Consider the following 26,159-nt stretch of genomic DNA (forward strand, 5'->3'; position numbering starts at 1 on the left):
GTCCATCAGTCATGAGCCCACCTCTTTTCCAGATGCCGCGCCACCAGGGAGAGGGGCCAGCAGATGAAGAAATACATGAAGAAAATCACCCCGTATATCCACAGGGTCGCCTGAGGGTACGCAAACCTGTTCGCATCGATGATCTGCTGCCCCACCTTGATCACCTCGATGACACCCAGAAGCGCCGCCAGCGAGGTCGTCTTAACGATGCGCGTGGCCAGGTTGACGCTGGCAGGAAGCATCCGCCGGAGTGCCTGGGGCAGGATAATCCGCCGGAAGGTCTGCCATGAGCTGAGACCAAGCACGTAAGCCGATTCGTACTGGCTGCGTGGGATGGATTCGAGGGCACCGCGGACCAGGTCACCCAGCTCCGCCCCACCCCAGAGGACGAAGACGAGGACACAGGCCCCGGTCGCATCCAGATTCCAGTCAAAGGCCCGAGCGAACCCATAGAAGGCGATGAAGAGCAGGGCCAGCTGGGGCATAATCCGGATGAAATCCAGGTATATGCGCATGGCAGCACGTACCAGTCCGTTTCGGACCGTCATCAGCCACCCCACCAGAAGACCGACCGGAATCGATAGGATGACCGAGATGCCGGCTATCCAGACAGTCACCCAGAGCCCCGTGAAAAGACGGGGGAAAACGCCAGGCTGGAAGAGGATTTCAACGCCGTGCATAGTCAAACCTCCTTTCCAGGACCGTTCCGATGATCGATATGGGCAGGAGAATGATCAGGTAGGCGACAATCAACAGCGCCAGGGACTCGTAGGTGTCATATGAAATCCCCATCAGGTCCTTTGTCACGTACATGACATCGGCCAAGGCGATGGCGGAGACCACCGAAGATTCCTTGACCAGGAAAATCACGTTGGCGACCACCCCGGGAATCGCGCTGCCCAAGGCCTGGGGGAGGATGATATGAATCAGAGTCTGACTCGGTGAAAACCCAAGGACCTTGGCCGATTCACGCTGCACCCTGGGCACGGCCTCAAACCCGCCCCTCATGGCCTCGGCCATGTAGGATCCTCCCAGGAAGGCCAGGCCGACGATGGCGCAGGTCTGGGCACTCCAGCTTATTCCCAGCTTTGGCAATCCGAAGTAGAGGAAGTAGAGCTGAACCAGAAGTGGCGTATTCCGGGAGAGTTCGATGTAGACCCTGGCGACGGGGGCCACCAGGGGGATGTGCGAGACCTCGGCGGCAGCACAGAGAAACCCGACCAGAAGAGCGAAGACCACACCAAAGAAGGAGATGAAGACGGTCATGTAAGCCGCATTGACGAAGAAATGCACATTCTGTGCCATGAAGGACCAGTTCATGCCATCAGCCTCCTTTCCGGTACCCTGTTCGAGGCTTCCTCTGATGCAGGCCGGTATCTGGTGCCCATCCTAGGGGACGTGGGGTTCCCCTGTGCGCTTCTGGTTATATGAATAACGGATATCGTGTTATCCACCTGCTCCCTGACTTCCCCACCATGCGCAGCGAATGCCGAGTGGACGAAACCTGGGAGAAATACAGAAAGGCCCGGTTCATATTCCATGAACCGGGCCCTTCTTCGTCCTGTTGATCAGGCGTAGACCTTGGCTGTCGCCGCTACCTTCTTGATCATGTCGGGACGGTATCCGCTCCATGTATCCTCATCGGTAACCACGATCGGGGTCTGCTTGAAGCCCTTGGCAATGAACTGGTCAACCAGCTCCTGATTCGCGGTCAGATCCACCTGGTCGAAGTCCAAGCCCTGCTTGGTCAACTGACGCTTGGTGGCATCACACTGCGGACAGTGCGTCTTGGTGTAGACCGTAATCGACATAATCGCCTTCCCCATGATGGTAGGGTTTGTATCCTTCACTCGTTCGGAAGTCCGTTCAGCTCACCTTTTCCGGTAAACCGAACCGGGTCCAACCAGAACCTGTTGATTGCACTGTACACAGCCCCACAAGAAAGCACAACACCATCAGTAGTGGCGTGTCATAGGTCGAGTCACTATATCTAGTGATATCAGGCCCTTCCGGGCCGAAAATCACGCATGTGTGATATCCGTCTCACAACCCGACCGACGTGGCGACGATTCCATCAGAAGAGGGTCAGTTCGCCGTCGTCGGTGCCCTTCATCTCCTCGTAGTCCAGCACCAGACACTCGAACCCCCTGTCCTCGGCCAGGGTACGGGCCTGGGGTGTGATGGTCTGGGCGGCAAAGATTCCACGGACCGGGGCCAGCAGAGGGTCGCGGTTGAGAAGCTGGCAGTAACGGGTGAGCTGCTCCACCCCGTCTATGCCGCCATTTCGTTTGATTTCGACGGCCACATGCATGCCTTCGCCGTCAATGGCCATGATATCCACAGGCCCGATTGGGGTGGGATACTCACGCCTGACCAACCTGGCACCTTCGCCGATCCGTTCGATCTGCTGGGCCAGGCAACGCTGAAGATGGGCCTCCACTCCATCCTTGACCACCCCCGGGTCCGCACCGAGGTCAAAGGTCTGATCAGAGTAGATCTGGTAGAGCCGTATGGTCAGCACATCGCTGTTCTTGCCGGCAGACACCCTGAGCACCTTACGAACCGAGCCGGACTGGTTCTCATCCTGCTCCTGGGCAATCAGGCTTTCAGGCGCTGCGGATTCGACCTGGTCCGCCTCCTCTGCGGAAGTCGGGCCCCCTTCTTCGCCTCCCGGCCCGGCAATATCGGCATCGCCTGCCTTCTTGTCGCCGGAATCACCGTCTCCCCCATTGTCCGGGCTGGTTTCGGGGCATTCCTCGGGAACGATTTCCCTGAGTGTGCAGGGGGCGCACATCCAGTTCAGGGGCTTATAGGATCCGAGTTCCGAGAAGATGAGGCAGCTCTGATCGGCCTTGACCAGGATTACCCGCTTGGCGGGACCCAGGGTGGTGTTGAGTCGTCCGGAGTATTCGGCCGAGCAATCGGCAACAATGATTCGCACGTGAGCCAATATATCAGCAAGCCGACATCGGACCGTCCGCTCGTGGTATTCAAAGATGCCCTGATAAGGGAACAGAAAAGGGCCTGCCCGGTAGGGGCAGACCCTCGACGGTCCGGATTGGCCGGCCGTGGAAGCGGAGCCTCCACCGGCCGGACGGGACCGATTTCAGCCCTGTTGGTCGTCCATGGAGTGGTCGACGGCCACGGTCAGTATGTTGGTATCGAAAGAGGCGAAGCCGCTGTCAACGTGGAAGCTCCGTTTCCCTCCGTCCGGAGTCTGAACCGAGACATCCCCCTCCTTGAGCAGGGCGAGAATCGGCTCATGGCCCGGCATGATACCCATGGAACCCATCGTGGCCGGCACCGTGACCGACCGAGCCTGCCCTGACCAGACAGGCTTGTCGGCCGAAACGATGGTGACCTGCATGGAGGTCTTTTCAGTGCCTGCCATTATGCCTGGTATTCCTTCTGCATGTCATGCCACTTCTTCTCCAGGTCATCGATACCGCCGATACCGGAGAAGGCCTGTTCGGGCACGTCATCATAGGCGCCGTCGCAGATGCGGGTGAAGGCCTCGATGGTCTCGTCCGCCGGAACATATGAACCCTTGCGACCGGTGAACTTCTCAGCCACGTAGAAGTTCTGCCCCAGGAACTGCTCGATCTTACGGGCTCGGTTGACGGTGGTCTTGTCCTCCTCGCCCAGCTCGTCGATACCGATCAGGGCGATGATGTCCTGAAGCTCCTTGTTCCTCTGCAGGATGGCCTTGACCCTGTTGGCGCAGTCATAGTGAGCCTGGCCGACATAGCGGGGGTCCAGAATCCTGGAGGTCGAGGCCAGCGGGTCGACAGCCGGGTAGATGCCCTTGGAGGCGATATCGCGGCTGAGCTCGGTGGTGGCATCCAGGTGGGCGAAGGTGGTGGCGGGTGCGGGATCGGTGTAATCATCCGCAGGCACGTAAATGGCCTGGAGGGAGGTGATCGAATGACCGCGGGTCGAGGTGATGCGCTCCTGGAGGGCACCCATCTCATCCGCCAGGTTGGGCTGATAGCCTACGGCGGAGGGCATACGACCCAGCAGGGTCGAGACCTCGGAACCGGCCTGGGTGAACCGGAAGATGTTGTCGATAAAGAGCAACACATCCTGGTTTTGCACGTCGCGGAAGTACTCCGACATGGTCAGGGCGGTCAGCGGGACACGCAGACGGGTCCCCGGGGGCTCGTCCATCTGGCCGAAGACCAGTGCGGTCTTCTCCAATACGCCGGCCTCTTCCATTTCCCCGATCAGGTCGTTGCCCTCACGGGTACGCTCTCCGACGCCTGCGAAGACCGAAACACCGCCGTGGTTCTGGGCCACACGCTGAATCATCTCCTGGATGAGCACGGTCTTGCCCACGCCTGCACCGCCGAACAGACCGATTTTGCCACCCTCTACATAGGGGGTCAGCAGATCGATGACCTTGATGCCCGTCTCGAACATCTGGGTCTTGGATTCCAACTGGTCGAAGGCAGGAGGATTGCGGTGGATGGGCCAGCGATCCTTGACCTCTATCTTCTCGCCATCCTTCTTGTTCAGGATGTTTCCGGCCACATCGAAGACGTGCCCCTTGGTCACATCACCCACGGGCACCTCGATGGGGCCACCCGTGTCGGTGACCGTGGCACCGCGGACCAGACCGTCCGTAGGCTTCAGGGCCACCGTACGCACCGTGGAATCACCCAGGTGCTGCTCGACCTCCAGCATGATTGTGGTCAGGGACTCGCCCTCCGTGTCGGAGGACTTGCTCAGATCGACGGTCAGTGCGTTGTAGATATCCGGCAGGTGGCCTGCCGGGAACTCGACATCGATGACCGATCCCTGGACACGGGTGACCCGGCCCTTGGAGGCCGAATCCTGCTGGTGGCTCGCTGTGGTCGTCTCTGCTTGCTGTGCAACCATTGGCGTTCCTACTCTTCCTCTTTGTTGAGCGCATCGGCACTGCCGACGATCTCGGTAAGTTCCTGGGTGATCGAGGCCTGACGGGAGGCATTAAGCTTCCTGGTCAGATCGTCGATCAGACTTCTGGCGTTGTCCGTTGCCGTGTGCATGGCGTTCTGCCTGCTGGCCGTCTCCGAGGCGGCCGAGGTGAGCAGACATTCGTGGATGCGTGACTGGATGTACTTGGGCAGAACTGCATCCAATACCTCTTGGGGACTGGGTTCGAAGTCATACAGGGCCGCATAGTGGCTGCCGGGCTCGCCAACCGTGCCCTGGTCTCCCGGTTCGGGTGAATCCACGGCCTGCTGAGGGTCCTCCTCATCGGGACGAACCAGTTCCAGCGGCAGCATCCGCAGGACGCGTACCTTCTGGACGACCATATTGATGAACTCCGTGAACACGATATAGAGCTCGGAGACCCCGCCCTTTTCGGCCGGAGTCATATAGGTCTCCAGGAGAGCATCCGATATCTCCCTGGCTACACTCACCCCAGGCCGATCGCTTTCACCCTCCCAGGTTCTGGCGATGTCTCGGTTGCGGTACTTGTAGTAGGAGATACCACGACGTCCGTAGACGAAGAGTTCAGGCTGACGGCCCTGCCGGTCCAGACGTTCCAGCAGGGACTCCGTCTCCCTGATGACCGAGGAGGTATAGGCACCGGCCATGCCACGGTCGGCGGTCAGTGCCAGAACGGCCACACGCGGGTTCTTTTCGTCCTTCCGGACAATCGGATGACGAATGTCGTCCGTATGGGCCACCAGAGCCTGGACCGCATCGAAGATCGCATCGGAGTAAGGCTTCGCATCCAGGGCCACGGTACGGGCCTTGGCGATATGCGAGGAGGCTATCATCTCCTGGGCATTGAAGATCTTCTCCAAGGCCCGTGTAGAGGCGATCCTTGACTTGAATGCGAGTTGTGAGGCCATGATCTACCGCTTCCCGGCCTTACCGCTCTTGCCACCCTCGGCGACCAGCTTCTCCTGCTGGACCGCGACCGGCTGGTCCTCCTCATCCTGCTCGGCCTGACGACCGTCCAGGGTCTTGCCGTTATGGGTCACAAAGGTCTTGGCGAACTCGTCCACGGCCTTCTCCAGGGCCTGCTCGGTCTCCTTGGTGAAGTCCTCGGTGTCGCGGATGGTCTTGAGGATGTCCGTGTTGTGGTCCAGGTAATCCAGGAGGCCGGACTCGTAGGGTAGGACGTCCTCCAGGTCCAGATCATCCAGCTTGCCGTGGGTGCCGACCCAGACGGAAACAACCTGCTTCTCCATGGAGTAAGGCGTGAACTGGGGCTGCTTGAGCAGCTCGGTCAGCCTGGCTCCACGGGTCAGCTGGGCCTTGGAGGCCGCATCCAGATCCGAGGCGAACATGGCGAAGGACTGGAGCGAACGATACTGGGCCAGGGAGATTTTCAGAGTCGAGGAGACCTTCTTCAGAGCCTTGGTCTGGGCGGCGCCACCCACTCGGGAGACGGAGATGCCCACATCGACGGCAGGACGCTGGTTGGCGTTGAAGAGGTCGGACTGAAGGAATATCTGACCATCGGTGATGGAAATCACGTTGGTCGGGATATAGGCCGAGACGTCGTTCGCCTTGGTCTCGATGATCGGCAGACCGGTCATGGAACCGCCACCCAAATCATCGGAGAGCTTCGCGCAGCGTTCCAGCAGGCGCGAATGCAGGTAGAAGACGTCTCCGGGATACGCCTCACGCCCCGGCGGGCGGCGGAGCAGGAGGGAGATGGACCGATAGGCCTCCGCCTGCTTGCTCAGATCGTCGAAGACAATCAGAACGTGCTTGCCGCCGTACATCCAGTGCTGGCCGATGGCCGAACCGGTGTAGGGGGCGATGTACTTGAACCCTGCGGAGTCGGAAGCCGGGGAGGCCACGATGGTGGTGTACTCCATGGCCCCGGCCTCCTCCAGGGAGGAACGGACCGAAGCAATCGTGGTGCCCTTCTGCCCGATGGCCACGTAGATGCAACGCACCTGCTTCTTGGGGTCGCCCGACTCCCAGTTCCGCTTCTGGTTGATGATCGTGTCGATGGCGATAGCCGTCTTGCCGGTCTGCCTGTCACCGATGATCAGCTGGCGCTGACCCCGGCCAACGGGGGTCATGGCGTCGATGGCCTTGATGCCGGTGGACAGGGGCTCGTCGACGGGATGCCTGTGCATGACGTCAGGAGCCTGGGCCTCGAGTATTCTTCGACCCTCGCTCTTGATTTCACCAAGACCGTCAATGGGCTCACCCAGCGGGTTGACAGTGCGTCCCAGGTAGCCGTCACCGACGGGGACCGAGAGCACCTCCCCCGTCCTGTGGACTTCCTGGCCCTCTTCGACCCCTGCGAAGTCACCAAGGATGACCACACCAATCTCCCTGGCGTCCAGGTTGAAGGCCAGGCCCAGCGTGCCGTCCTCGAAGGTCAGCAACTCATTGGCCATGCAGCCGGGCAGTCCCTCTACGTGCGCGATACCGTCGCCGGCCGTCCGAACGTAGCCCACCTCCTCGGTGGGGGTATTCGTCGGCTGGTAGGACTCGACGAACTGGTCGAGCGCCTTGCGCACAACGGCGGGATCAATGGTCATTTCTGCCATGATCACTCCTTATTTTCGTTCTTGTTCAAGTCTGTCATTCTTTTTCCGGCCTCATCCCGCCGTCGTCATCCGCCGTCGCAGGTGCTTCAGCTGGGTCGCCACCGTGCCGTCCGTGGAGACCGACCCGTACTGGACCTTCATGCCACCAAGGACCGATGAGTCAACAACCGAATTGATATGGACCGGTTTACCCAACTTGCGTCCATATACATCCTGGATACGGCTGGACTGTTCATCGCTCATGGGGACCGCCGTGGTGACGGTGACCATGACCTGGTCCATGTGTTCGGAGAACCTGTCGACCAGCCACATGACCGTGTCGGGGAAGCGCCGCCCGCGTAGATCCTGGGTGGCGTTCAGGGCGAGCTGCTCAGTGACCGGGTGCATATCCTGCCCGTCCAACAGGGACTTCAGCAGATTCACCCGGGCCTCGGGCCTGCCGTACTCATCCGAAAGGTGGAAGAGCACCAGGGGCATGCCCAGGAGGGCGGAGTGTATCTCCGCCAGCTCACCGGCCACCTGGTTGGTGATACCCAGGGCGTCGGCATAATAGGCCGTCGCATCCACGGACAGGTCCTCCGCGGCATTGGCGATGTGGGCAATCCTGCTCCACTGGTGGCCCACCAGGTCGTGGAGGATATCCACGGTCAGGGGGTCGGCCTCCTGGCCCAGAATCAGGTCGATCACCTGCTGCTTGTCGGCGGCCGAACGGGAGGGGTCGGTCAGGGCCCTCTCCAGGGTCTTGTTGGCATCCAGCAGGTTGACGAAGGCATAGAGCTCCGTGGCGACACGGAGAGCATCCTCCCCCTTGCTCTTCAGCCGGGGTGCATACTTGTCGCGGGTCTCCTTGTCGGAGGCCAGTGAAGTCTCTCCTCGCATCTCACCTCCCCTTCCGCGTGAACGATGATCCTGCAGTCTGCCTGTCAGTCATCATGCCTTCTGCTTGTCCGCTTCGTCCTTGTCGGCATCCGCGATGATCGAGTCGATCATGGAGGACTGCACGGCACTGTCCTGCAACTGGGAACCCAGGATCTTGCCCGCCAGTGCGGTGGCCAGGGTACCCACCTCACCTTTCAGGGAGACCAGGGCCTGCTGCTGCTGGGATTGCAGGGAACGCTGGGCGTTCTCGGTAATCTGGCTCGCCTCGGTCTCGGCCCTGCTACGGGCATCCGCGACTATCCTGGATGCCTCGGCCCGGGCATCATCCCGAATCTGCGAAGCCTCCACGCGGGCCTTGCCCAACTGGTCCTCATACTTCTTCTTGGCCTCATCGGCATCATCCTTCGCCTTCTTGGCCTTCTGGATGTTGCCTTCGATCCTGGCCGAGCGCTCATCGAAAATCGACTGGAACTTCGGCATGAAGAACTTATAGAAGAAGACAGCAAGAATGAGCAGGATGATCAAAGACCATACGATGTCGTAGAGCTTGGGGATGAACAGTTCTATCCCGTTGCCGGCTGCTACTGCGTTCATTGGCTCCTCCTTTCCGCTATCGAAGCCATGCCATCTTGTGCATCATGGCGATGCATCCGCCGCATGGAATCAGGCGATGAAGAGAGCCACGAAGCCCAGCAGTGCCAGCACCTCAATCAGGGCCAGACCGATGAACATGGTGGTACGCAGCTGTCCGCTGATCTCGGGCTGACGGGCCATGCTCTCAACGGTCTTGCCCACCGCGATGCCCAGTCCCAGGGCAGGACCCAGGGCGGCGATGCCGTAGCCCAGGATGCTCAGATTGCCGGAGACCTCAGCAAGAGTGATGATGTCCATTTATTTTCCTTTCCTAGACCGTTGCCGGTTCTTGGATCTTGGCACGGTACCGATCGCTGTGAACCTGTCGGTACCGCAAAACTCTATTGATGCAAACGTCAGACTCCCGTACGGGGCCTCCAGGATATGCCCCTTACCGGAGTCTGCGGTTGCGATTCATCGGTTCAGTCCTCCTCGGGGTAACTCATGGAGATATAAACCGTTGAAAGGATGGCGAAAATATAGGCCTGCAGGGCAGCCACGAAAATCTCGAAGGCCGTCAGGGCAAAGCCCAGAGCGAACCAGCCGACGCCCGCCAGGGCGAGAAGCTTGTTGGTGGCCTCGATGACGTAGAACTGGGTGAAGGCCAGGCTGACGGCCACCAGGAGGTGGCCGGCGACCATGTTGGCGAAAAGCCGGATGGTCAGGGAGGCCGGCTTGACGATGATCATCTCAAGCAACTGGATGGGGGTAAGAATGATGTACAAGGGCCAGGGCACCCCGGCGGGGAAGAGCTCGGTCTTGAAGTAGCCCCAGAACCCCTGCTCCCGGATGCCGGTGATCATGTACTGGCAGAAGGTCCAGAGCGCGAACACCAGGGGCATGGTGATCGTGGCCGTGGCCGCGATGTTCATGCCAGGAATGATGCCGCAGAGGTTGAACACCAGGACGGTCAGGAAGATGGTCGTGATCATGGGTACGTAGCGCTTGCCACGTACCTCGCCCAGGGTGTCGTAGACCACGGAGTCGCGAATGAACTCGATGACCCACTCGACAGCCCCCTGCCAGCGCGAGGGAATCAGTTTGGCCCGGGAAGCCGTAATGCCCAGGACCAAAAGAATGACCACCATGGCGACAAGCCTGACCAGAATGATCCGGTTCATGGCGAATGGCGTCCCCTGGAAAAGGATCTCCGGAGGCAGAAAATCGTCAACGGAAGGGAGCTCGCTCGGCGTGGCCATGGCCAGACTGATTGTCCCACTCCCTATTGCCTCTAACATCTATCGCCTCCTGAAACGACGTAGTGCTCACTATAGCGCGGATACGCTCTATTTAGCGGCACCGTATCGGTAGTGTAGCCCAACACATCGCTTGCTCGTAACCGACACCTCACAGGCTTGTTACGAAAATCAGATTGGGCACCGAAAATTCCATCCGGAACTGGCCGATAGGAAGATTAAAACTCTTCATCGACCTTGTCGAAGCCTCCCCTGACCAGCCCATATCCATCGGTTTCCAGGGGGCGGTACCGGTCACGACGGGGCGCACCCGGCTCGTGCCTGATGGACCGGTCCGTGCCCAACTTGCCGGCCGCACGCAGGGCCGGAACCATGGCCAGGTCGTAGGGAGTGGTCTCATATACCCAGTTCAGCCAGTTGCGCCAAAGGAGGTTGGCGTGGGCCCGCCATGAAAAGACGGGTTCCAGGGTGGGGTCGTCGTGGGGGAAGTAGTTGGTCGGGAAGGGGACATTGCAGAGCCCCCTATCCGTATCGCGGCGATATTCCTGGGCCAGGGTGGCGCGGTCATACTCCCAGTGGCCCAGGGAGAATATCTCCGAAAAGTCCTGGGTGCAGATCAGGCCGGGACCAGATTGCGGGCCCCAGGTCAGCACCTGCAGGTCCGGGCAGGCCCGCACCTGGTCCTCGTCCACACCGGCCAGGCGGGAGTGGGGTTGAAGGGAAATCTCGTCAAACCCGTTGGTAATGAAGCAGTACTCGTCCTGAAGGTACTGGGGGAAGACCCCAAAGAGTTTACGGTCGAGGAGGTGCTTGGCGACGCCGTACCGATGGTAGAGGGCGGCCATGGCACCCCAGCAGAGATACATGGTCGAAAAGACATGGCTACCGGCCCAGTCCAGGATACGGGTCAGTTCATCCCAGTAGTCGACCTCTTCGAACTCCAGTTGTTCCACCGGGGCCCCGGTTACGATAAGGCCGTCGTAGCAGTTGTTCCGGAGCACATCCAGGTTCTCGTAGAACTTGACCAGGTGGTCCTGGCTGGTGTGGGTGGCCTCGTGGGTGGAGGTCTTCATGAAGTCGACGTCGACCTGGAGGGGCGACTTGGAAATCAGCCTCAGGAGCTGGGTCTCGGTCTCCACCTTTTTGGGCATCAGGTTGAGGATGACCAGCCTGAGCGGGCGCATCTCCTGACGCTCCGCCTCATGGGTCTCCAGGGCAAAGATGCGCTCCGAATCCAGGATAGATCTGGCAGGCAACCCGGTGGGGACGGTGATAGGCATAGGTCCATTATCCCCTATCCGGTTTCTGCGACCCCGGGACTTCCGATTGGTGACCCACGCAATCGCCGAAACTTGACAAAAGTCGACCAATCCGTAAGATGGATAACTGCTGTGCAACACAGCCGACGCGGGGTGGAGCAGTTCGGTAGCTCGCTGGGCTCATAACCCAGAGGTCTCAGGTTCAAATCCTGACCCCGCTACCAGTGGCCTGGAATTCTGAGGAATTCCAGGTTTTTCTTTTCTCCCGCCATCGCTCACCACTCTGAGGTTTCCCGGAGGAAATCTGGAGAGCAGGGGCCAGGACGGGCAAAAGGGTAGGGGTCTCCAGGGGTCAAAACCGGCTGCCTTTTCGGATCACCGGCTACTTCCGCCTCTTCCTGACGAGAAGGAGGACGACCAACCCGACGAAGGACGAGATGGTGAGCAGGACCAGGGCCAGGGAAACCTGGGCACCTGTTGCCGACAAGCCTGACGAGGTCCCATTCCAGTCATCAAGGTTGGACTCAACCTCGGTGTCTGCGCACAGGGTTTGCCCCTCGACCGGCTCGGATCCTCCGGCTGCGGCCGTCCGGGTCAGGGAGCCGTCCTGATCCGGCATGGAGTCAGGAGAATCGACCGGACAGGTGGTCAGTGGACTTCCCTTTACCCTCGCCCTGTCGGTATGGTGTCCGGACACCCCCACCAGGGTTCCATGAACGTCCACTGACTGTCCGGGTTTGAGAATCAGGTCATTCCACCCCTGCGGATACCTGAAGTCAATGACCCGGCCACCGCCATTGACCGTCCAATCCTCCAGAGTGAGATCCTTGGCCCGGAAAAGGGGACCTCCTCCTGTACCCGGATCCTTGCCGGAATCGTTGGTGATGCGGAAGACAATATCCGTATCACCGGCGACAGGCAGGGCCTGGCTGGGATGGTCCCGATCGCCATCCGGATACCCGCTGACCTTGTCGAACTTCTCCACATGCAGGCCTGGGGTCAGCTCCGGTGTCCTGGTCCACACCGCATTGGAGGGAATCACCTTGTCCTGGTAGTACTCGGTGAAGCGGTTCTCATGCCTATCGACGGTGACCAGGCGACGACACTGCAGGTAGGCTCGCCACCCCACCTCCTGGTCGGGCATGGCGGAAACCATGGCCAGATATGTTGCCGTGGCGGTAATCGCAACCTTCCCATCCGACCCGGAAACCAGGGTGAAGAGATCACCGCCCAATGGCGAAGCATCAAAGTCGGAACCAGCCAGTTGCCCACCCTTATGAACCAGAACCTTGCCACCCCGGTACAGGTCCCGAGAGGCGTAGACGGCCCACTGCCCCGTAAACCGATCCACGGCAGGGACCAGTTGGTCTTCAATCCGCCATTGGTCCACCTGGGGGTAGGCCCTGCCTGGGGGAAGGATGCTTGAGTCCAACCTGTACAGGAAGGAATCGTCACGGTAGACGCTCCTGCCATCTGAGCCCCTGCCTCCCACTGCCACCACAACGTCCTTGGTCGGATTGAGGGGTTGCAGGGGGTTGGAGACGACGTTGGTCTTGCGCCTGATGTCATTCAACACCTGTATGCCCTGGTTCCTCAGCACCTGTCCGCGCCCGACCCTGATGACCCGGTAGGGCAGGATGAGATCATAGGTGCGCCCGAGCAGGGACTGGTCGATGGACGGTTCACCCAGAGGGCTATGCCCGATTCTGCGAGCATAGGCCGCCAGATCCGCGGGCTGCGGATCGCCGTTTACAGTCAGGCCGGTTGCCGGGATGAAGGTGTCGACGGTCCTGGCGAAGGCGTACACAACCCCACCCTGAATCTGAATGTTGAACCGAGCGGTGTAGTCCTGCCCGTCTGATCCCATGACCCGGATGTGGCCCGGATCAATGCTGAGGTGCTCATCGTCGAAGTCATCCACCAGGCCAAGTCTCCATACCTTGTATGCCAGGTCGGACTGGCTGACATCCATGGTTATCCGGTAAACCCCCGTATCCCCCTGGAGAAGGGTCCGCCCATCGATGTTGACCGTCTGATCGCGGGAGCTGACAACACGTTTGACAGGGTTGACCTTCGGGGGCGGGTTGACGACCCGATTCGAGGGGGTCAGGGAGTTATTGATGGTGAGCACCCACTGGTTGTCCACCCGATGATCGGTCGGGGCCGCCTTATCCACCACTCCCTCGAAGCGAAGCTGGACCCTGGGATTGCCCGAGGCCAGCCACTGCCCAATCAGACCTGCATCCTTCAGGGAAACACGGACCAGGTGCAGGCGATCGTCCCAATGCGTGGAGTATCCGCTCTTGGGAATCGGCCTACCCTTGGCAAGGTCCATCATCTCAAGGGTTTGTTTGTCCGGCCTGAACCACTGGTCGTAGGTGTCGGTGAAGGTAATCTCCTTGACCGGATAGGCCAGGCTTGCGGGAAGGGAGGGCTGTGAGTCCAGCTGGTACTCCAGTCGCTGGCCGGGATGGACGATCTTTCCGTCCACACTTCCCTGGGTGCCTCCCTGGCTGGACTCGGAGACCACGTCCTTCCTGACGGGAGGCAGGTAGGCGCAGATACCCGGACGGTTGGTTTCAGCAGTCTGCCCATTGACGGTCTGGAATCCCCTGTTGGTCAAGGACCCGTCCCCACCCGGCTGGGCAGGCATGGCAGCACAGAAGTTCACCTCTTCACCCGGGCCCTTGCCCATATCCTGCCGGACCTGCGCCGCCCCGCCACCATTGGCGAAGTTGACGACGAACGGCACCAGCATGGTCACCTGCAAGGGGTTCGGCATCCTCTGCAGACGCGCCAGGTAACCGCTCTTGGCCCTGGCTCTGACCGTCGTTCCAGAAGCGGTGATATCGAACCGATCGGTCACGTCAACACCATGCTCACTGATGTCCGAAACGCTGCTTTGCCGGTAACGGCCATCACCATCCGCTACACCTTTGGCCTCATAGACCCGCACCTTTTCGGCACCTTCCTGATCAACCAGATAGTCGGCAGCGGACCAGTCGTCATCCAAGGAAAGCAAGTCGGGAGCCTGGATGAGGCCGGAATCCACGGTGGCGTTGACCACGGCACCGACCTCGTCACCGTCCAGAAAGACATGACCATCGGCTCCGGTCCGGTTGGTGCGTTCCGGATCGATGACAGTGTGCCACTGGCCTGTTGAAGGGTTTCGGAGCACCCAAGACTTGTCGGGGTTGGGCGCCCAGGTGGGGAAGCTCCGTGTCGGGGTAGGATGCTCGACCTCAAGGGTTACCCCCTTCCACCAGACAGCACCCGTATCCTGCAGGATATTGATGGTCGGCTGGTGCACGGTCACATCCAGGCCCCACTGCCAGACATGGTTCGCCGGCATGTCACCTCCCCGCCAAACGGCCACGGCACGATTCGCGGGTGGGGTGGCCCCGGTCACGGTGTTGAAGTCAAAGCGACCGCTCAGATCCTGCCCATCCGTCAGGTCAATCACCCTTTGGTTGCCGACGGTGTACCGCTGCCCCATGGGCTGGAAGTCGTCTCGGAAAACCAGTTCACGGCCGTTGGCTCCTGTATCGGTGGTAATCCGCGTCTGATTCGTCATCTGGTCCGCACTGGTCCCCAGCTCGACCTGCTTGTCGGCCTGGGTTGGCGGTTGATCGGCCGGCCTGGGTTCGAAGTCGTTAAGCATGAGCACCACCAGGGAGATGCTGCGCTCGTTGCCGGCATACCGCTCGGCCAATCCATCCAGCGAATCTCCGGGCTGGTCCCAAAAAGCCTGGCTTGTTCGGTAGGAGACACCCCGGTTGCTGTATGGCCGGACCGCCACGGACCGTCGCCAGTTGTCCATCCAAATGGAGTGCTGGGCCATGCTCACCCCGTCGAAGACCCGTTGCCCATCACTCATGCCGACAACGACGCCCACGCCGGTGACCCGGCAGTTCCCCTGACCGACCCTGTCGGGATGGGCCTGGTCAAATCTGCCCATGCAGTTCCTGTTGGCCTCCTCCAAGGCCTCACGCTTGACCCGGGCCGTGGTGCCATTCGCCCCGTCCCTGATACGCATGACCCCAAAGGCCTTGTCGATACTGGCTACCGTATAACCACCAAACCCTCCCGAATCATCGTCACGGTAGGCCCAGCCCTGCCAAAAGGCGCCATGCCCTACTGCGCCGCCTCCGGCATGCCCGGACCCACCTCCCGCCATGGCCGGCGACAGCGGCACCAGCATGACCACCAGGGCAATCACCAAAGCCAGCGGACTGGGGCCTTGTCTTCTTTGTTTCATCTTCGTCCTTTTCTTCGGATTGAAATCCTCGGCCAGGGATGGTCAAGGCTGGGAGCAGGGGCGGAAATGCACTGTCTTCGAAAGTCATCCAGCCAGGCATCCTCCACCCCGCGGACCCTGAGTATGACCCCGGGAACCGGCCAGGCTCTCACCCCGGAAAGGATGTGGTCGAATGTGCGCCCGCCTGGCTATGCTGTGTATGAGAAAACACCCGATTCGGCCGAGCCCGCGTGGCCACGGCCAGACAAAGGAGACAGGACTATGGCAGAGACCTTCAACGTGCTGGTCGAGATTCCCCGCGGTTCGCGCAATAAGTACGAGGTGGACCACGAAAGCGGACGCATCATGCTGGACCGTACCCTCTTCACCTCCATGGGCTACCCCGACGACTACGGCTACATCGAGGACACCCTGGGCGAGGACGGCGATCCCCTGGACGCGCTGGTCATGATTCCGAACTCCGTCTTCCCCGGCTGCATCATCGAGTGCCGCGCCGTTGGCCTGTACCACATGGTCGACGAAGCGGGCGGTGACGACAAGGTTCTCTGTGTGCCCGCCGATGTCCGCTTCGATGACATCAAGGACATCGACGATGTCTCCGACTTCCACAAGCAGGAGATCAAGCACTTCTTCGAGCAGTACAAGGCCCTGGAGCCCGGCAAGGAGGTCATGCCCGGCGACTTCTGGACCAATGCCGAGGCTGCCGAAACCGAGATCAAGGCCGCTCGCGAGCGCCTGGCCAACCAGAAGTAAGGTCAACGGACCGTTCTGATTTCACCGCCCATTGTGGCGGAAGTGGTGTGTCGACATTCCCCGTATTGTCGGCACACCACTTGCATATCCGCAGATGAATGTGCAACTGCTCACAGTGTTGCCGAGCAAGGGCGCTCGCACCGCCTCAAATCCATCGATTACTGCTTGACCCGTCTACCATGCGAAGTAGGAGATGCCCGTAATAGCAGGGAGCCGCTATGACCTTTTATACCTATACCTATCTCAAAGGGGGCCAGACCGACTGGCGGCTGATCAAGATCGTCATCATCGTCGCCCTGGCCCTGGCCTTCCTCTTCTTCCTGGTCATGTATGCCCGACGTAAGTGGGATCGGAAATTCAAGGACCTGGCCATCATCCTGGGCACCCTCCTCCTGCTGGCTGCCGCTATACAGTACAGCGACTTCACCAACCTGCGCACGGCCAGTGTCCAGAGCGGCCAGTTGACCGTCGTCATCGAGAAGTCGGCGGCCAAGCTGGACGTGGACCCCCGGACCATCAGCATCAACGACACCTCCAGGAACAACGACATGATCATCAAGACACCCAAGGGCTACTACACCCTGGTGTTCAACAGTTCCGGCTCGGAGTTCCTCCTGGAGAAGGCCGACCTTTACAAGCCCGACATCACCGTGATTGGAGAGTGACCCATGGATATCAATTTCTACGTCAACGTGGCCCTGAAGCTGATTGTCGGTCTTCTCTTCATCACCCTCCTGATCAACGTGACCGGCAAGGGGAACCTTGCCCCCACCTCACCCATGGACCAGTTGCAGAACTACGTGCTGGGCGGCATCATCGGCGGCGTGATCTACAGCAACTCCATTTCCATGGCCCAGTATGTCGTCATCCTGCTGATCTGGGCTGCGCTGATTCTGCTGACCAGGTATGCCAAGACCCACATCCACATCGTGGGGAAGTACATTGACGGGGAACCGGTCACCATCATCAAAAACGGGGAACTCCTCGTCAGGAACTGCCTGAAGGTGAACCTGACCGCCAAAGAGGTTGATTTCAAGCTGCGGACCAAGGGAATCAACGATATCCGGGACGTCAAGCGATGCATCGTCGAGCAGAACGGCGGTTTGACGGTCATCTCCAAGGAGGACCAGGACGTGCGCTATCCGGTAATCCTGGACGGCCGTGCCGATCCCGATGTGCTGGACATGATGGGCAAGGACGAGGAGTGGCTGATGAAGAGCCTGAACGACAAGGGGATCAGGAAGGTCTCTGACGTCTACATGGCCCGATATCAGAACGGGAATCTCTACGCGGTCACATATCGGGATAAATAGGGCGGCCCGTCGATGAAGACACCTTGCCACGCCCCGCCTCAGTTGGGTATACTGAGCACTCGTATCTAGTAGGCGTGACAAGTGAACAGCATTCAGCGAATTCAAAGCCGACTATTCGGCAGTTCCGCTGTCAACGCACCCGAGGCGTAGGCGGGTTCGAGGAAACCTGGTCGAGGCCCATCCCCTTATGGGATGAACGTATCGAGGAATGCTGTGTTCATCAGACTCATACTGATTTCCTTAGGCGTGTCCGCAGATTCCTTTGCCGTGTCCATAGGCAAGGGACTCACCGTCCGTAAGCTTGAAGTACGTCATCACTGGTTGGTCGGACTCTGGTTCGGAGGGTTCCAGGCCCTGTTCCCCCTGATCGGTTACTTCGCCGCCTCCCTGCTTGAAGATTATGTAACAGCGGTTGATCACTGGATCATCATGGGACTATTGGGAATCATCGGCATCAACATGATTCGCGAGGCGGTTTTCGAACCCGATGAGGAGGAGGGAGCCGAACAGGGCGAGGCAGGCCGGGAAGAAACCGATTCAGAGGAGACCGGATCGAAGGCGATTGCCTACAAGGAGGACCAGCCGTCGACCCAGGCCAAGGAACCCTTCTCCTGGAGGAACATGCTCCCCCTGTCCATCGCCACCAGCATCGATGCCTTTGGGGTCGGTGCCAGCCTGGCCCTGATGGATGTCAATATCTGGCTGGCCGTACTGGTCATAGGAACGGTGACGGCCCTGGCTTCCATGCTCGGCCTGCGAATCGGCAACCTCTTCGGGGCGCGATGGTGCAAGCCGGCCCAGATAGCAGGCGGCATCATACTTATCGCCATGGGCGTCCAGATATTCATGGAGCACCTGGGCATCCTCCCCTGAACCACAAGCAGACAGGGGAGTTGTCAGACCAGGAAGTGCAGGGCCGTGATGGACAGCACCACCAAGGCTCCGGAAAGCATGACCGGCACCAGGGCCATCCCAAACCAGGCAGGCCCAACACGATTGGTCTGGCCGGTCTTTTCGACCTCTTCGGCATCCGCGATAGCCAGATCCCGCCCCCACTCCCTACCGGCCAGGACAAGCCCCACCAGCAGAATCAGACCGACCACCACAACCAGCACCACGGCCAGAGGGGCGGCCTCCATGGAGCCGGCGACAAGCGAGCAGAAGGAGGGAAGAAGGACCCATCCCGACGCACAGACCACCGCCAGACCGGAAAGGGCGGTGGCGGAGATGCCGCGAATCACCATTCGCCGATTCTTCCGGGCCATCTGCCGGACGAACATGACCACAGCCAGGATGGTCAGCAGGAGGCCGGTGGACTCCAACCAAAGCCTGGCCAGGGGCCAGGTGGAACCCGGGTCGCCCCCACTGCTCCAGATCCCTTCCAGACCCGTAAAGCCGGGCAGGATGAAGACAAGAGCCAGCGATATCAGACCCAGCAGGGCGGCGATACCCCTATCCGGATCGATGGGGATACCTGGACCCACGAAGGGCCAGCAGACCACCAGGGCGAATATGGCGACCACCACAAGAACGGACTGAAGGATACCGGACACACCAAGGACTCCCAGCGCCCAGGCCGCCAGGGAGGGCAGAATCAGCAGGGCAAGAGTCAGCAGCTGGGCCACCATGGGGGATTTACCCCCGGTCCGCTTGACGGTATCCACCACGTATCCTCCTGTTCGCCGGTTTCGGCAGGTTTCATTGACCGATCGTTACCAACAATCCTAAGTCAGGCACCCTCCCTGAGGACGGTCACGGCACGGAATACCCTGTATCGGATTGTGAGACCGGCGACAAGCCTGATTGTACAATGATGACAATTGTTCATCCTGTTCGCATACAGTGGACTGCACACGATGAAGGAGGGTGGGGCATGACCGATCTGACGCTGATGACCTTTGCCAAGGATCCCGCGACCGTTCTGCCGGCATTGGCCCTCCTTTCCCATCGCGTCAGGGTCCTCCCCCTCGATGCCGCCTCACTGGTCAAGATGCCCGAGGACACCGTCCTCTTCATCGACGCCAGCGACGACCTGGCGAATGCCAAGACCATCTGCAGCCTGTTACGCGCCTCGGGACTGACGACACCGATCATCCTGATTCTGAGCGAGGGAGGGTTCACCGTGGTCAACGCCCAATGGGGCGTGGCGGACGTGGTGGTCCAAACCGCTTCCCCGGCCGAGGTGGAGGCCCGCCTGCGCCTGGTCTGCCAGCGGGACACCCCCCAGGTCCAGGCCGACCAGCATCAACGCATCACCGAGGATCAGGTCCCCACGGGCCGGGTTCGTTGCGGTGACCTGGTGGTGGATACCGAGAGCTACACGGCCAGGGTCCACGGCCGCCCCATCGATCTGGCCTATAAGGAATTCGAACTGCTCAAGTACCTGGTTCAGCACCCGGGCAGGGTCTTCACCAGGGCCCAACTCCTCCAGGAGGTCTGGGGTTACGACTACTACGGCGGCACCAGAACGGTCGACGTGCACATCCGCCGTCTGAGAGCCAAGCTGGGTGGCGAATACGAACACCTGATCGGGACCGTGAGAAACGTGGGATACCGGTTTGACCCGCCCGAATCAGCCAAGGCAGGCAGGGGTCGGGTACAGCCCCCATCGCAGGGCGACCCCCAAACCCAGGGTCCTGCACCTTCAACCGCCTCACCCCGGAAGGGGAAGGCAGAGGAAAAGAAGTCGAACGACAGTGACCAGTAGGAGAGAATCCGGCAAGAACGATACCGATGGGGACGGCACTGCAGGCAGGCGAACCGGCGGAAGGGAGTCCAAGGCCGAGCGCCTGGCCAGAATGCATGCCGAATATGACATCCTCCGGGATGTGTACCCGGAAGCCTACTGCGCCCTTCGCTTCCACAACCCCTTCGAGCTTCTTGTAGCCACGGTCCTGAGTGCCCAGACCACGGATAAACGGGTCAACTCGGTCACTCCGGAGCTCTTCGAGCGCTACCCTGACCCCGCGGCCATGGGCGGGGCGAACCCCCTCGATATCGAGGACATCATCCACTCCGTGGGGTTCTACCACGCCAAGGCGGAGCACCTGGTGGGACTCTCCCGGATGCTGGTCGACGACTTCCAGGGAACGGTGCCCAAGACCATGGAGGAGCTCACCCAGCTGCCGGGAGTGGGGCGCAAGACCGCCAACGTGGTCCTGGGCAATGCCTTCAGGATTCCCGGCTTCCCGGTGGATACACACGTCACTCGGGTCACGGGCCGGTTGCGATGGAGGACGGACTGGCGCAGCACCCACCCCGACCCCGTCAAAATCGAGCACGAGATATGTGACTGTTTCCCTCCCGAGGACTGGACCGATCTCTCCCACCGACTGATCTTCCACGGCAGGCAGACCTGCCATGCCCGCAAGCCGGATTGCCTGAACTGCCCGCTGTCCGCAACCTGCCCCAGCGCCGGAATCCTGGACTGACCCGCCGCCCCGTTAGAATCGGGAGCATGGCAAAGCACAAGGGCAAGGCCTCCAAATCAGGCATCGTCTTCATCCTGGTGGCCGCGATGCTGGCTGCCGGTGTCTATCTGGCCTGGCCTCTGATCATCGGCAGGGGCAATCCCCGCCTGGGAATCCTCAGATCCGATGACACCATCCACATAGCCGCCCGCGAAGCCCCGCAGTCCTTGGACATCCGTACCGAAACCGACCTGCCGATCGAGCAGGCCCTCCTTGGGAACGTCTACCAGACCCTGCTCACCCCCGATCCACAGGGCAATCCAGCCCCTGGTCTGGCCCAGAGCTGGGACGTCTCCACCGATGGACTCATCTACACCTTCCATATCCGTGCCGACGCACGGTTCGCGGACGGACGGGCCCTGGACTCCTCCGATGCCCTCTGGTCCCTCCAGCAGATTGTCGAAAAACAGTATGTCGGACATGAGTGGCTGACCAACCTGGCCAAAGTCAACACCCCGTCCACCACCACCCTGACCATCGGATTGAGCAAGCCCGATGCCCACCTCCCCAGGGCCCTCTGCGGCCGTGCAGGCATTGTCTACGACCGTCGGGCCCAGGTGAACTACTCCGTCGCATCCGCAGGATCAGGCCCCTACAAGGTCAAGGACTGGCGACCGGGATCATCGCTGATCCTGACCAGAAACGACCAGTACAAGGGGCCGGACACGGCCAAAACGGCGACCGTCGTCCTGACCTACAACAGTCAGGATGCAAACGCGGTCGAGCAGGTGCAGAAGGGAACCCTCGACGCCATCGTCGACCTCACCCCCACCGAGGCGGCCCCGGCCGAGGAAGCGGCGGACGGGGCAGGGAGTGAGGTCAAACTCTCCACCAGCCCCAGTCAGAACAACCTGGTCCTGGCCTTCAACAACAGTCCCGACTCCCTGTTCTCCGACCAGCACGTACGCGAGGCCGTCCGCTACGCCCTTGACCGCCAGTCCCTGGCCAGTCTTGAGGCCGGAGGCGCCAAACCCCTGGGTGGGCCGCTGAATGAAATGAGTCCGGGCTTTGATGCCGGGCTCCAGGCCTTCCCGCACGACTCCGAAAAGGCCTCCCAGTTCGCCTCCTACTACTCCCAGTCCTATTACAAGGGCGGCCTGCGCCTGGTCTATCAGGACACCTACGGCAGGCAGATCGGAGACATGATCGCCTCCCAACTTTCGGCAGTGGGGATACCCAGCAGGGTCACCATGGTGGACCGCCCCACCTTCCGCGACCAGGTCCTGAACCGCCACGACTACGACATGACCATCCTGACCATGGATAACGATCAGATCGGCCGGTTTGCAGACCCCAACACCACCATGCTCTTCGACAACCGTGCAGTCCAGGACGCCTGGAATCAGGTACTCGGCTCGGCCAATCAGGAGGAGTATGCGACTCGGCTCGGGGCATACGCACGCCAGGTCAGCGACCTCTCCCCCAGTGATTGGCTCTATGCCCGCACCCCCCGGATTCTGGCCTCCTCCAGACTTCAGGGCATGCCCCATACCATGGTCGACCAGTACCTCCCCCTGTGGAACCTGGAGGTCAGGCACTGACATGCCCGGCAGACGCCGGCTCCTTGTCATTGTTCGTCCATAAAATGCTGGTATGTCTGCTGAAAACCAAGGAATCGTCAACGCCAGCCTGACCCCCCTGCCCGACAGGGTGGGCGTGGATGGCCTGGAGGAGAAGTGGTGCCAGGACTGGGAGCAGTCCGAGGTCTACCGCTTCCGCAACTCCCGCGACCGCAAGTCCGTCTATTCCATCGACACCCCGCCGCCCACGGTGTCCGGCCACCTGCACGTGGGTCATGTCTTCTCGTACACCCACACCGATGTCATCGCCCGTTTCAAGAGGATGCGGGGCTATGACGTCTTCTACCCCATGGGCTGGGACGACAACGGACTGCCAACGGAGCGCAGGGTTCAGAACTACTACGGGGTGCGCGTCGATACCTCCCTCAAGTATGACCCGGATTTCAAGCCACCCTTCCACGGCACGGACGGGAAGAAGATAAACGCCAAGGACCAGGTTCCGGTCTCCCGGCAGAACTTCATCGAGCTCTGCGAGGAGCTGACCGCCGAGGACGAGAAACTCTTCGAGAGTCTCTGGCGTTCCCTGGGGCTTTCAATCGACTGGTCGCAGACCTACCACACCATCGGCGAGCATCCCCGTCGGGTGGCCCAGAAGGCCTTCCTGCGGAACCTTGCCCGGGGCGAGGCCTACCAGAAGGAGGCCCCCGGACTCTGGGACGTGACCTTCCAGACCGCCGTGGCCCAGGCCGAGCTCGAGTCGCGCGAGTACGACGGCTTCTACCACCGGGTGGCCTTCCGCTTCCAGGACGGCACCCCCATCTACATCGAGACCACCAGGCCGGAACTCCTGGCGGCCTGCGGGGCTCTGATCGCCCATCCGGACGACAAGCGTTACCAGCAGTACTTCGGGCAGATGGTCTACTCCCCCCTCTTCAAGGTGGAGGTTCCCATCCTGGCCCACCCGGCCGCCGAAATGGACAAGGGCGCGGGCATAGCCATGTGCTGCACCTTCGGCGACGTGACCGATGTCGAATGGTGGCGCGACCTGAAGCTCCCCACCCGTTCCATCATCCAACGCAACGGCCGAATCATCATGGCAACGCCGGACTGGATCACCGACCAGGGCGGCAAGGATATCTTCGAGCAGATCGAGGGGAAGACCACCTTCTCCGCGCGGAAGATCATCGTGGACGCCTTGCGTGAGGCCGGCGACCTGGATGGGGAGCCCAAGCCCACCAAGCGCATGACCAACTTCTACGAAAAGGGCGATAAACCCTTGGAAATCGTGACTTCACGCCAGTGGTACCTCCGTAATGGCGGCACCGACAAGAAGCTCAACCAGGAGCTCTTGGAAAGGGGCAGGGAGCTTGACTTCCACCCCGACTTCATGCGGGTCCGATACAGCAATTGGGTGGAGGGTCTGAACGGTGACTGGCTGATTTCCCGCCAGCGCTTCTTCGGTGTCCCCTTCCCCCTCTGGTACCCGGTGACCGAGGATGGGGAGACCGACTACGCCCACCCCATCACCCCAGCGGAGGACCGGCTCCCCATCGACCCCAGCACCGATGTGCCCGAGGGCTTCGACGAAACCCAACGTGACCAGCCCGGCGGCTTCACAGCCGAGAAGGACATCATGGACACCTGGGCCACCAGCTCTCTGACTCCTCAGATCGTGACCCACTGGGCCGAACCAGGTGAAGAAGACCAGGCCCTCTTCAAGGCCACCTTCCCCATGGATCTGCGCCCCCAGGGCCAGGACATCATCCGCACCTGGCTTTTCAGCTCCATCGACCGGGCACACCTGGAAAACGGCTGCCTGCCCTGGAGCAATGCAACCCTGTCGGGGTGGATCCTGGACCCGGACCACAAGAAGATGAGCAAGTCCAAGGGCAACGTGGTGGTCCCCGACGAACCCATCAAGAAGTATGGTGCCGATGCCGTGCGCTACTGGGCCTCATCGGCCCGACTCGGACTGGATGCCACCTACGACGAGGGGCAGATGAAGATCGGCCGCCGTCTGGCCGTCAAACTGCTCAACGCCACCAAGTTCGCCCTGGCCATAGGTCGTGAGGACGAAAACCATCATGTGGGCCAGGCCGCCAAGGCTACTTGGAACCCCGCGGATGTGACCGTTCCCCTGGATCGCGCGGTTCTGGCCGGGCTTGCCCGGGTGATTGACCAGGCCACCCAGGCCCTCGATGACTACGAGCACTCCAAGGCCCTGGAAACAGTGGAATCCTTCTTCTGGAACTTCTGCGACAACTACATCGAGCTGGCCAAGAACCGCGCCTACGGAACAGCGGAAGCCACCGGAAGGACCCCCGATCAGGCCCAGGTATTGAGCGCCCGGACCACCCTGGGGCTGGTGCTGGATGCACTCGACCGCCTCCTTGCCCCCTTCCTGCCCTTCGCCAGCGAAGAGGTCTGGCAGTGGATGCACCAGGGCGAAGGCTCCGTGCATCGCGCCCCCTGGCCTCAGGCGGAGGCATACCGGGAGGCCGCACAGGGACAGGACCCGGAGCTGCTGACCTGGGCGGGGAAGGCCCTGGCCTCCCTGCGCAGGATCAAGTCCGAGGCCAAGGTCTCCATGAAGACCCCCATCCTTTCGGTCACCCTGAGTGTGGCACCCGAAGGCATGGATGCCGTCAGAGCCGCTTTGGATGATGTGGCCGAGGCCGGAAGGGCGACTGGAGACCTGAGCCTCGTCGAGGAATCCGATGGCTCAGGTGCAACCGGCCCCGCCGATGAGGAGGCGGGCATACGGGTGACCGCCAGCCAGCTGGGCGAGCCTCCCGCCAAGAAGCCGAAGAAGTAGTTCGGACCGGGGTCGATTTTCCTCCCCACAAACGGTACACAAGAGCGCCTGTGGAACCGGGCGGATTGCCGGTTCCACAGGCGCTCTTGCCTTCCATGCGTCTCGGAAATGTCCGCCTCCGTCTGGCGGATGCCGGGAGAGGATACCCCTACGCCTCTCCCCCTGCCACGCGGGAATGGATGCGCTTGGCGGCATCCGCCACCAGGTGCAGGTAGGCCTCGGCCAGGTCGGGATCCAACCCGCCGTCCTGGGCCAGGGAACGCAGACGCTCCACCTGTTCCGACTCCCGCCCCGGATCCGCGGGGGCGAAACCCGCCTCGGCCTTCAGGTGGCTTATCTGCCTGGTCACCCGGAAACGCTCGATCAGCATGTGGATAACCGCAGCATCGATATTGTCCACGCCGGCTCGGAGTTCTTCCACCTCACGGGCCCGATTCGCCACCTCCGGGTCCCCCGCCCCGGCCTGGTCATGAATCGAAGTCTCTGCTTCCTGGTTGCTCATAACATCCCAGTCTATCGCCTGACCTGATTGGCAGGACGCGGATACAGCAAGGG

Annotated in this window: 24 protein-coding genes and 1 tRNA gene; 9 read left to right on the forward strand and 16 right to left on the reverse strand. The window is 60.9% G+C overall.

The window, feature by feature from the left end:
• Positions 1-5: 5 nt before the first annotated feature.
• From H3V08_RS05740 to H3V08_RS05800, 13 genes are all read right to left on the reverse strand, one after another.
• A complete protein-coding gene (locus H3V08_RS05740) occupies positions 6-680 on the reverse strand; it encodes an amino acid ABC transporter permease (RefSeq protein ID WP_198181880.1) in 675 nt (224 codons plus the stop codon).
• Positions 667-1,320: an amino acid ABC transporter permease gene (locus H3V08_RS05745; protein ID WP_198181881.1), complete on the reverse strand. Its 654-nt coding sequence runs from the start codon at positions 1,318-1,320 to the stop codon at positions 667-669. Before H3V08_RS05745 ends, H3V08_RS05740 begins: the two co-directional genes overlap by 14 nt.
• 248 nt (positions 1,321-1,568) lie before the next feature.
• Complete coding sequence (nrdH, locus tag H3V08_RS05750) at positions 1,569-1,811, reverse strand: glutaredoxin-like protein NrdH (protein ID WP_033491216.1); 243 nt, start codon at positions 1,809-1,811, stop codon at positions 1,569-1,571.
• A 263-nt stretch (positions 1,812-2,074) separates the two neighbouring features.
• On the reverse strand, positions 2,075-2,941 hold the full coding sequence (gene nucS, locus H3V08_RS05755; RefSeq protein ID WP_198181882.1) for an endonuclease NucS: 867 nt from the start codon (positions 2,939-2,941) through the stop codon (positions 2,075-2,077).
• 165 nt (positions 2,942-3,106) lie between these two features.
• Positions 3,107-3,391 (reverse strand): F0F1 ATP synthase subunit epsilon, encoded by a 285-nt coding sequence (locus H3V08_RS05760; protein ID WP_198181883.1) that lies wholly within the window; start codon positions 3,389-3,391, stop codon positions 3,107-3,109.
• Positions 3,391-4,878: a F0F1 ATP synthase subunit beta gene (gene atpD, locus H3V08_RS05765; protein WP_033498380.1), complete on the reverse strand. Its 1,488-nt coding sequence runs from the start codon at positions 4,876-4,878 to the stop codon at positions 3,391-3,393. The genes H3V08_RS05760 and atpD overlap by 1 nt, the downstream gene beginning before the upstream one ends.
• A gap of 8 nt (positions 4,879-4,886) precedes the next feature.
• The gene (locus tag H3V08_RS05770) at positions 4,887-5,843 is read right to left on the reverse strand and encodes a F0F1 ATP synthase subunit gamma (RefSeq protein WP_198181884.1); all 957 of its coding nucleotides are present in this window, start codon (positions 5,841-5,843) and stop codon (positions 4,887-4,889) included.
• Between the two features lie 3 nt (positions 5,844-5,846).
• Complete coding sequence (gene atpA, locus H3V08_RS05775; protein ID WP_033491210.1) at positions 5,847-7,508, reverse strand: F0F1 ATP synthase subunit alpha; 1,662 nt, start codon at positions 7,506-7,508, stop codon at positions 5,847-5,849.
• A gap of 51 nt (positions 7,509-7,559) precedes the next feature.
• Positions 7,560-8,387 carry a F0F1 ATP synthase subunit delta gene (locus tag H3V08_RS05780; protein ID WP_198181885.1) on the reverse strand — a complete coding sequence of 276 codons (828 nt, stop codon included), beginning with the start codon at positions 8,385-8,387 and terminating at the stop codon, positions 7,560-7,562.
• Positions 8,388-8,438: 51 nt separating this feature from the next.
• The gene (locus tag H3V08_RS05785; protein WP_033498373.1) at positions 8,439-8,981 is read right to left on the reverse strand and encodes a F0F1 ATP synthase subunit B; all 543 of its coding nucleotides are present in this window, start codon (positions 8,979-8,981) and stop codon (positions 8,439-8,441) included.
• 69 nt (positions 8,982-9,050) lie between these two features.
• On the reverse strand, positions 9,051-9,278 hold the full coding sequence (gene atpE / locus H3V08_RS05790; RefSeq protein WP_015022486.1) for an ATP synthase F0 subunit C: 228 nt from the start codon (positions 9,276-9,278) through the stop codon (positions 9,051-9,053).
• A 164-nt stretch (positions 9,279-9,442) separates the two neighbouring features.
• Positions 9,443-10,258, reverse strand: a complete 816-nt coding sequence (gene atpB / locus H3V08_RS05795) for a F0F1 ATP synthase subunit A (RefSeq protein WP_033498371.1) — start codon at positions 10,256-10,258, stop codon at positions 9,443-9,445.
• Positions 10,259-10,434: 176 nt separating this feature from the next.
• Positions 10,435-11,496: a homoserine O-succinyltransferase gene (locus tag H3V08_RS05800; RefSeq protein WP_198181886.1), complete on the reverse strand. Its 1,062-nt coding sequence runs from the start codon at positions 11,494-11,496 to the stop codon at positions 10,435-10,437.
• Positions 11,497-11,622: 126 nt separating this feature from the next.
• Here H3V08_RS05800 and H3V08_RS05805 point away from each other — a divergent pair.
• Positions 11,623-11,699: transfer RNA gene (locus H3V08_RS05805), tRNA-Met, on the forward strand.
• A gap of 158 nt (positions 11,700-11,857) precedes the next feature.
• Here the strand turns inward: H3V08_RS05805 and H3V08_RS05810 are convergent.
• Positions 11,858-15,733 (reverse strand): LPXTG cell wall anchor domain-containing protein, encoded by a 3,876-nt coding sequence (locus tag H3V08_RS05810; RefSeq protein WP_198181887.1) that lies wholly within the window; start codon positions 15,731-15,733, stop codon positions 11,858-11,860.
• A 261-nt stretch (positions 15,734-15,994) separates the two neighbouring features.
• On the opposite strand from H3V08_RS05810, the gene H3V08_RS05815 reads away from it, so the two are divergent.
• The 4 genes from H3V08_RS05815 to H3V08_RS05830 all read left to right on the forward strand — a co-directional run bounded on the left by H3V08_RS05815 (position 15,995) and on the right by H3V08_RS05830 (position 18,672).
• Complete coding sequence (locus tag H3V08_RS05815) at positions 15,995-16,486, forward strand: inorganic diphosphatase (RefSeq protein ID WP_033491197.1); 492 nt, start codon at positions 15,995-15,997, stop codon at positions 16,484-16,486.
• 218 nt (positions 16,487-16,704) lie between these two features.
• Positions 16,705-17,151, forward strand: coding sequence for a DUF3290 family protein (locus tag H3V08_RS05820; RefSeq protein WP_033491195.1), 447 nt, complete (start codon positions 16,705-16,707; stop codon positions 17,149-17,151).
• A gap of 3 nt (positions 17,152-17,154) precedes the next feature.
• Positions 17,155-17,799, forward strand: a complete 645-nt coding sequence (locus tag H3V08_RS05825; protein ID WP_198181888.1) for a DUF421 domain-containing protein — start codon at positions 17,155-17,157, stop codon at positions 17,797-17,799.
• A 213-nt stretch (positions 17,800-18,012) separates the two neighbouring features.
• Positions 18,013-18,672 (forward strand): manganese efflux pump MntP, encoded by a 660-nt coding sequence (locus H3V08_RS05830; RefSeq protein ID WP_198181889.1) that lies wholly within the window; start codon positions 18,013-18,015, stop codon positions 18,670-18,672.
• A gap of 23 nt (positions 18,673-18,695) precedes the next feature.
• On the opposite strand, the gene H3V08_RS05835 is transcribed toward H3V08_RS05830, so the two are convergent.
• Entirely contained in the window at positions 18,696-19,466 is a 771-nt protein-coding gene (locus tag H3V08_RS05835) for a hypothetical protein (protein ID WP_198181890.1), read from the reverse strand.
• A 206-nt stretch (positions 19,467-19,672) separates the two neighbouring features.
• On the opposite strand from H3V08_RS05835, the gene H3V08_RS05840 reads away from it, so the two are divergent.
• From H3V08_RS05840 to valS, 4 genes are all read left to right on the forward strand, one after another.
• Positions 19,673-20,506: a winged helix-turn-helix transcriptional regulator gene (locus H3V08_RS05840; RefSeq protein ID WP_033498360.1), complete on the forward strand. Its 834-nt coding sequence runs from the start codon at positions 19,673-19,675 to the stop codon at positions 20,504-20,506.
• Positions 20,507-20,597: 91 nt separating this feature from the next.
• Entirely contained in the window at positions 20,598-21,230 is a 633-nt protein-coding gene (nth, locus tag H3V08_RS05845; RefSeq protein WP_198182142.1) for an endonuclease III, read from the forward strand.
• A gap of 26 nt (positions 21,231-21,256) precedes the next feature.
• Positions 21,257-22,810 carry an ABC transporter substrate-binding protein gene (locus H3V08_RS05850; RefSeq protein ID WP_198181891.1) on the forward strand — a complete coding sequence of 518 codons (1,554 nt, stop codon included), beginning with the start codon at positions 21,257-21,259 and terminating at the stop codon, positions 22,808-22,810.
• Between the two features lie 52 nt (positions 22,811-22,862).
• The gene (gene valS, locus H3V08_RS05855) at positions 22,863-25,604 is read left to right on the forward strand and encodes a valine--tRNA ligase (protein ID WP_198181892.1); all 2,742 of its coding nucleotides are present in this window, start codon (positions 22,863-22,865) and stop codon (positions 25,602-25,604) included.
• 148 nt (positions 25,605-25,752) lie between these two features.
• Here valS and H3V08_RS05860 read toward each other — a convergent pair whose 3' ends face one another.
• Positions 25,753-26,106, reverse strand: coding sequence for a chorismate mutase (locus tag H3V08_RS05860; protein ID WP_198181893.1), 354 nt, complete (start codon positions 26,104-26,106; stop codon positions 25,753-25,755).
• Positions 26,107-26,159: the final 53 nt, after the last annotated feature.

Source organism: Bifidobacterium sp. M0307, assembly GCF_016100445.1.
Classification (GTDB): Bacteria; Actinomycetota; Actinomycetes; order Actinomycetales; family Bifidobacteriaceae; genus Bombiscardovia; species Bombiscardovia coryneformis.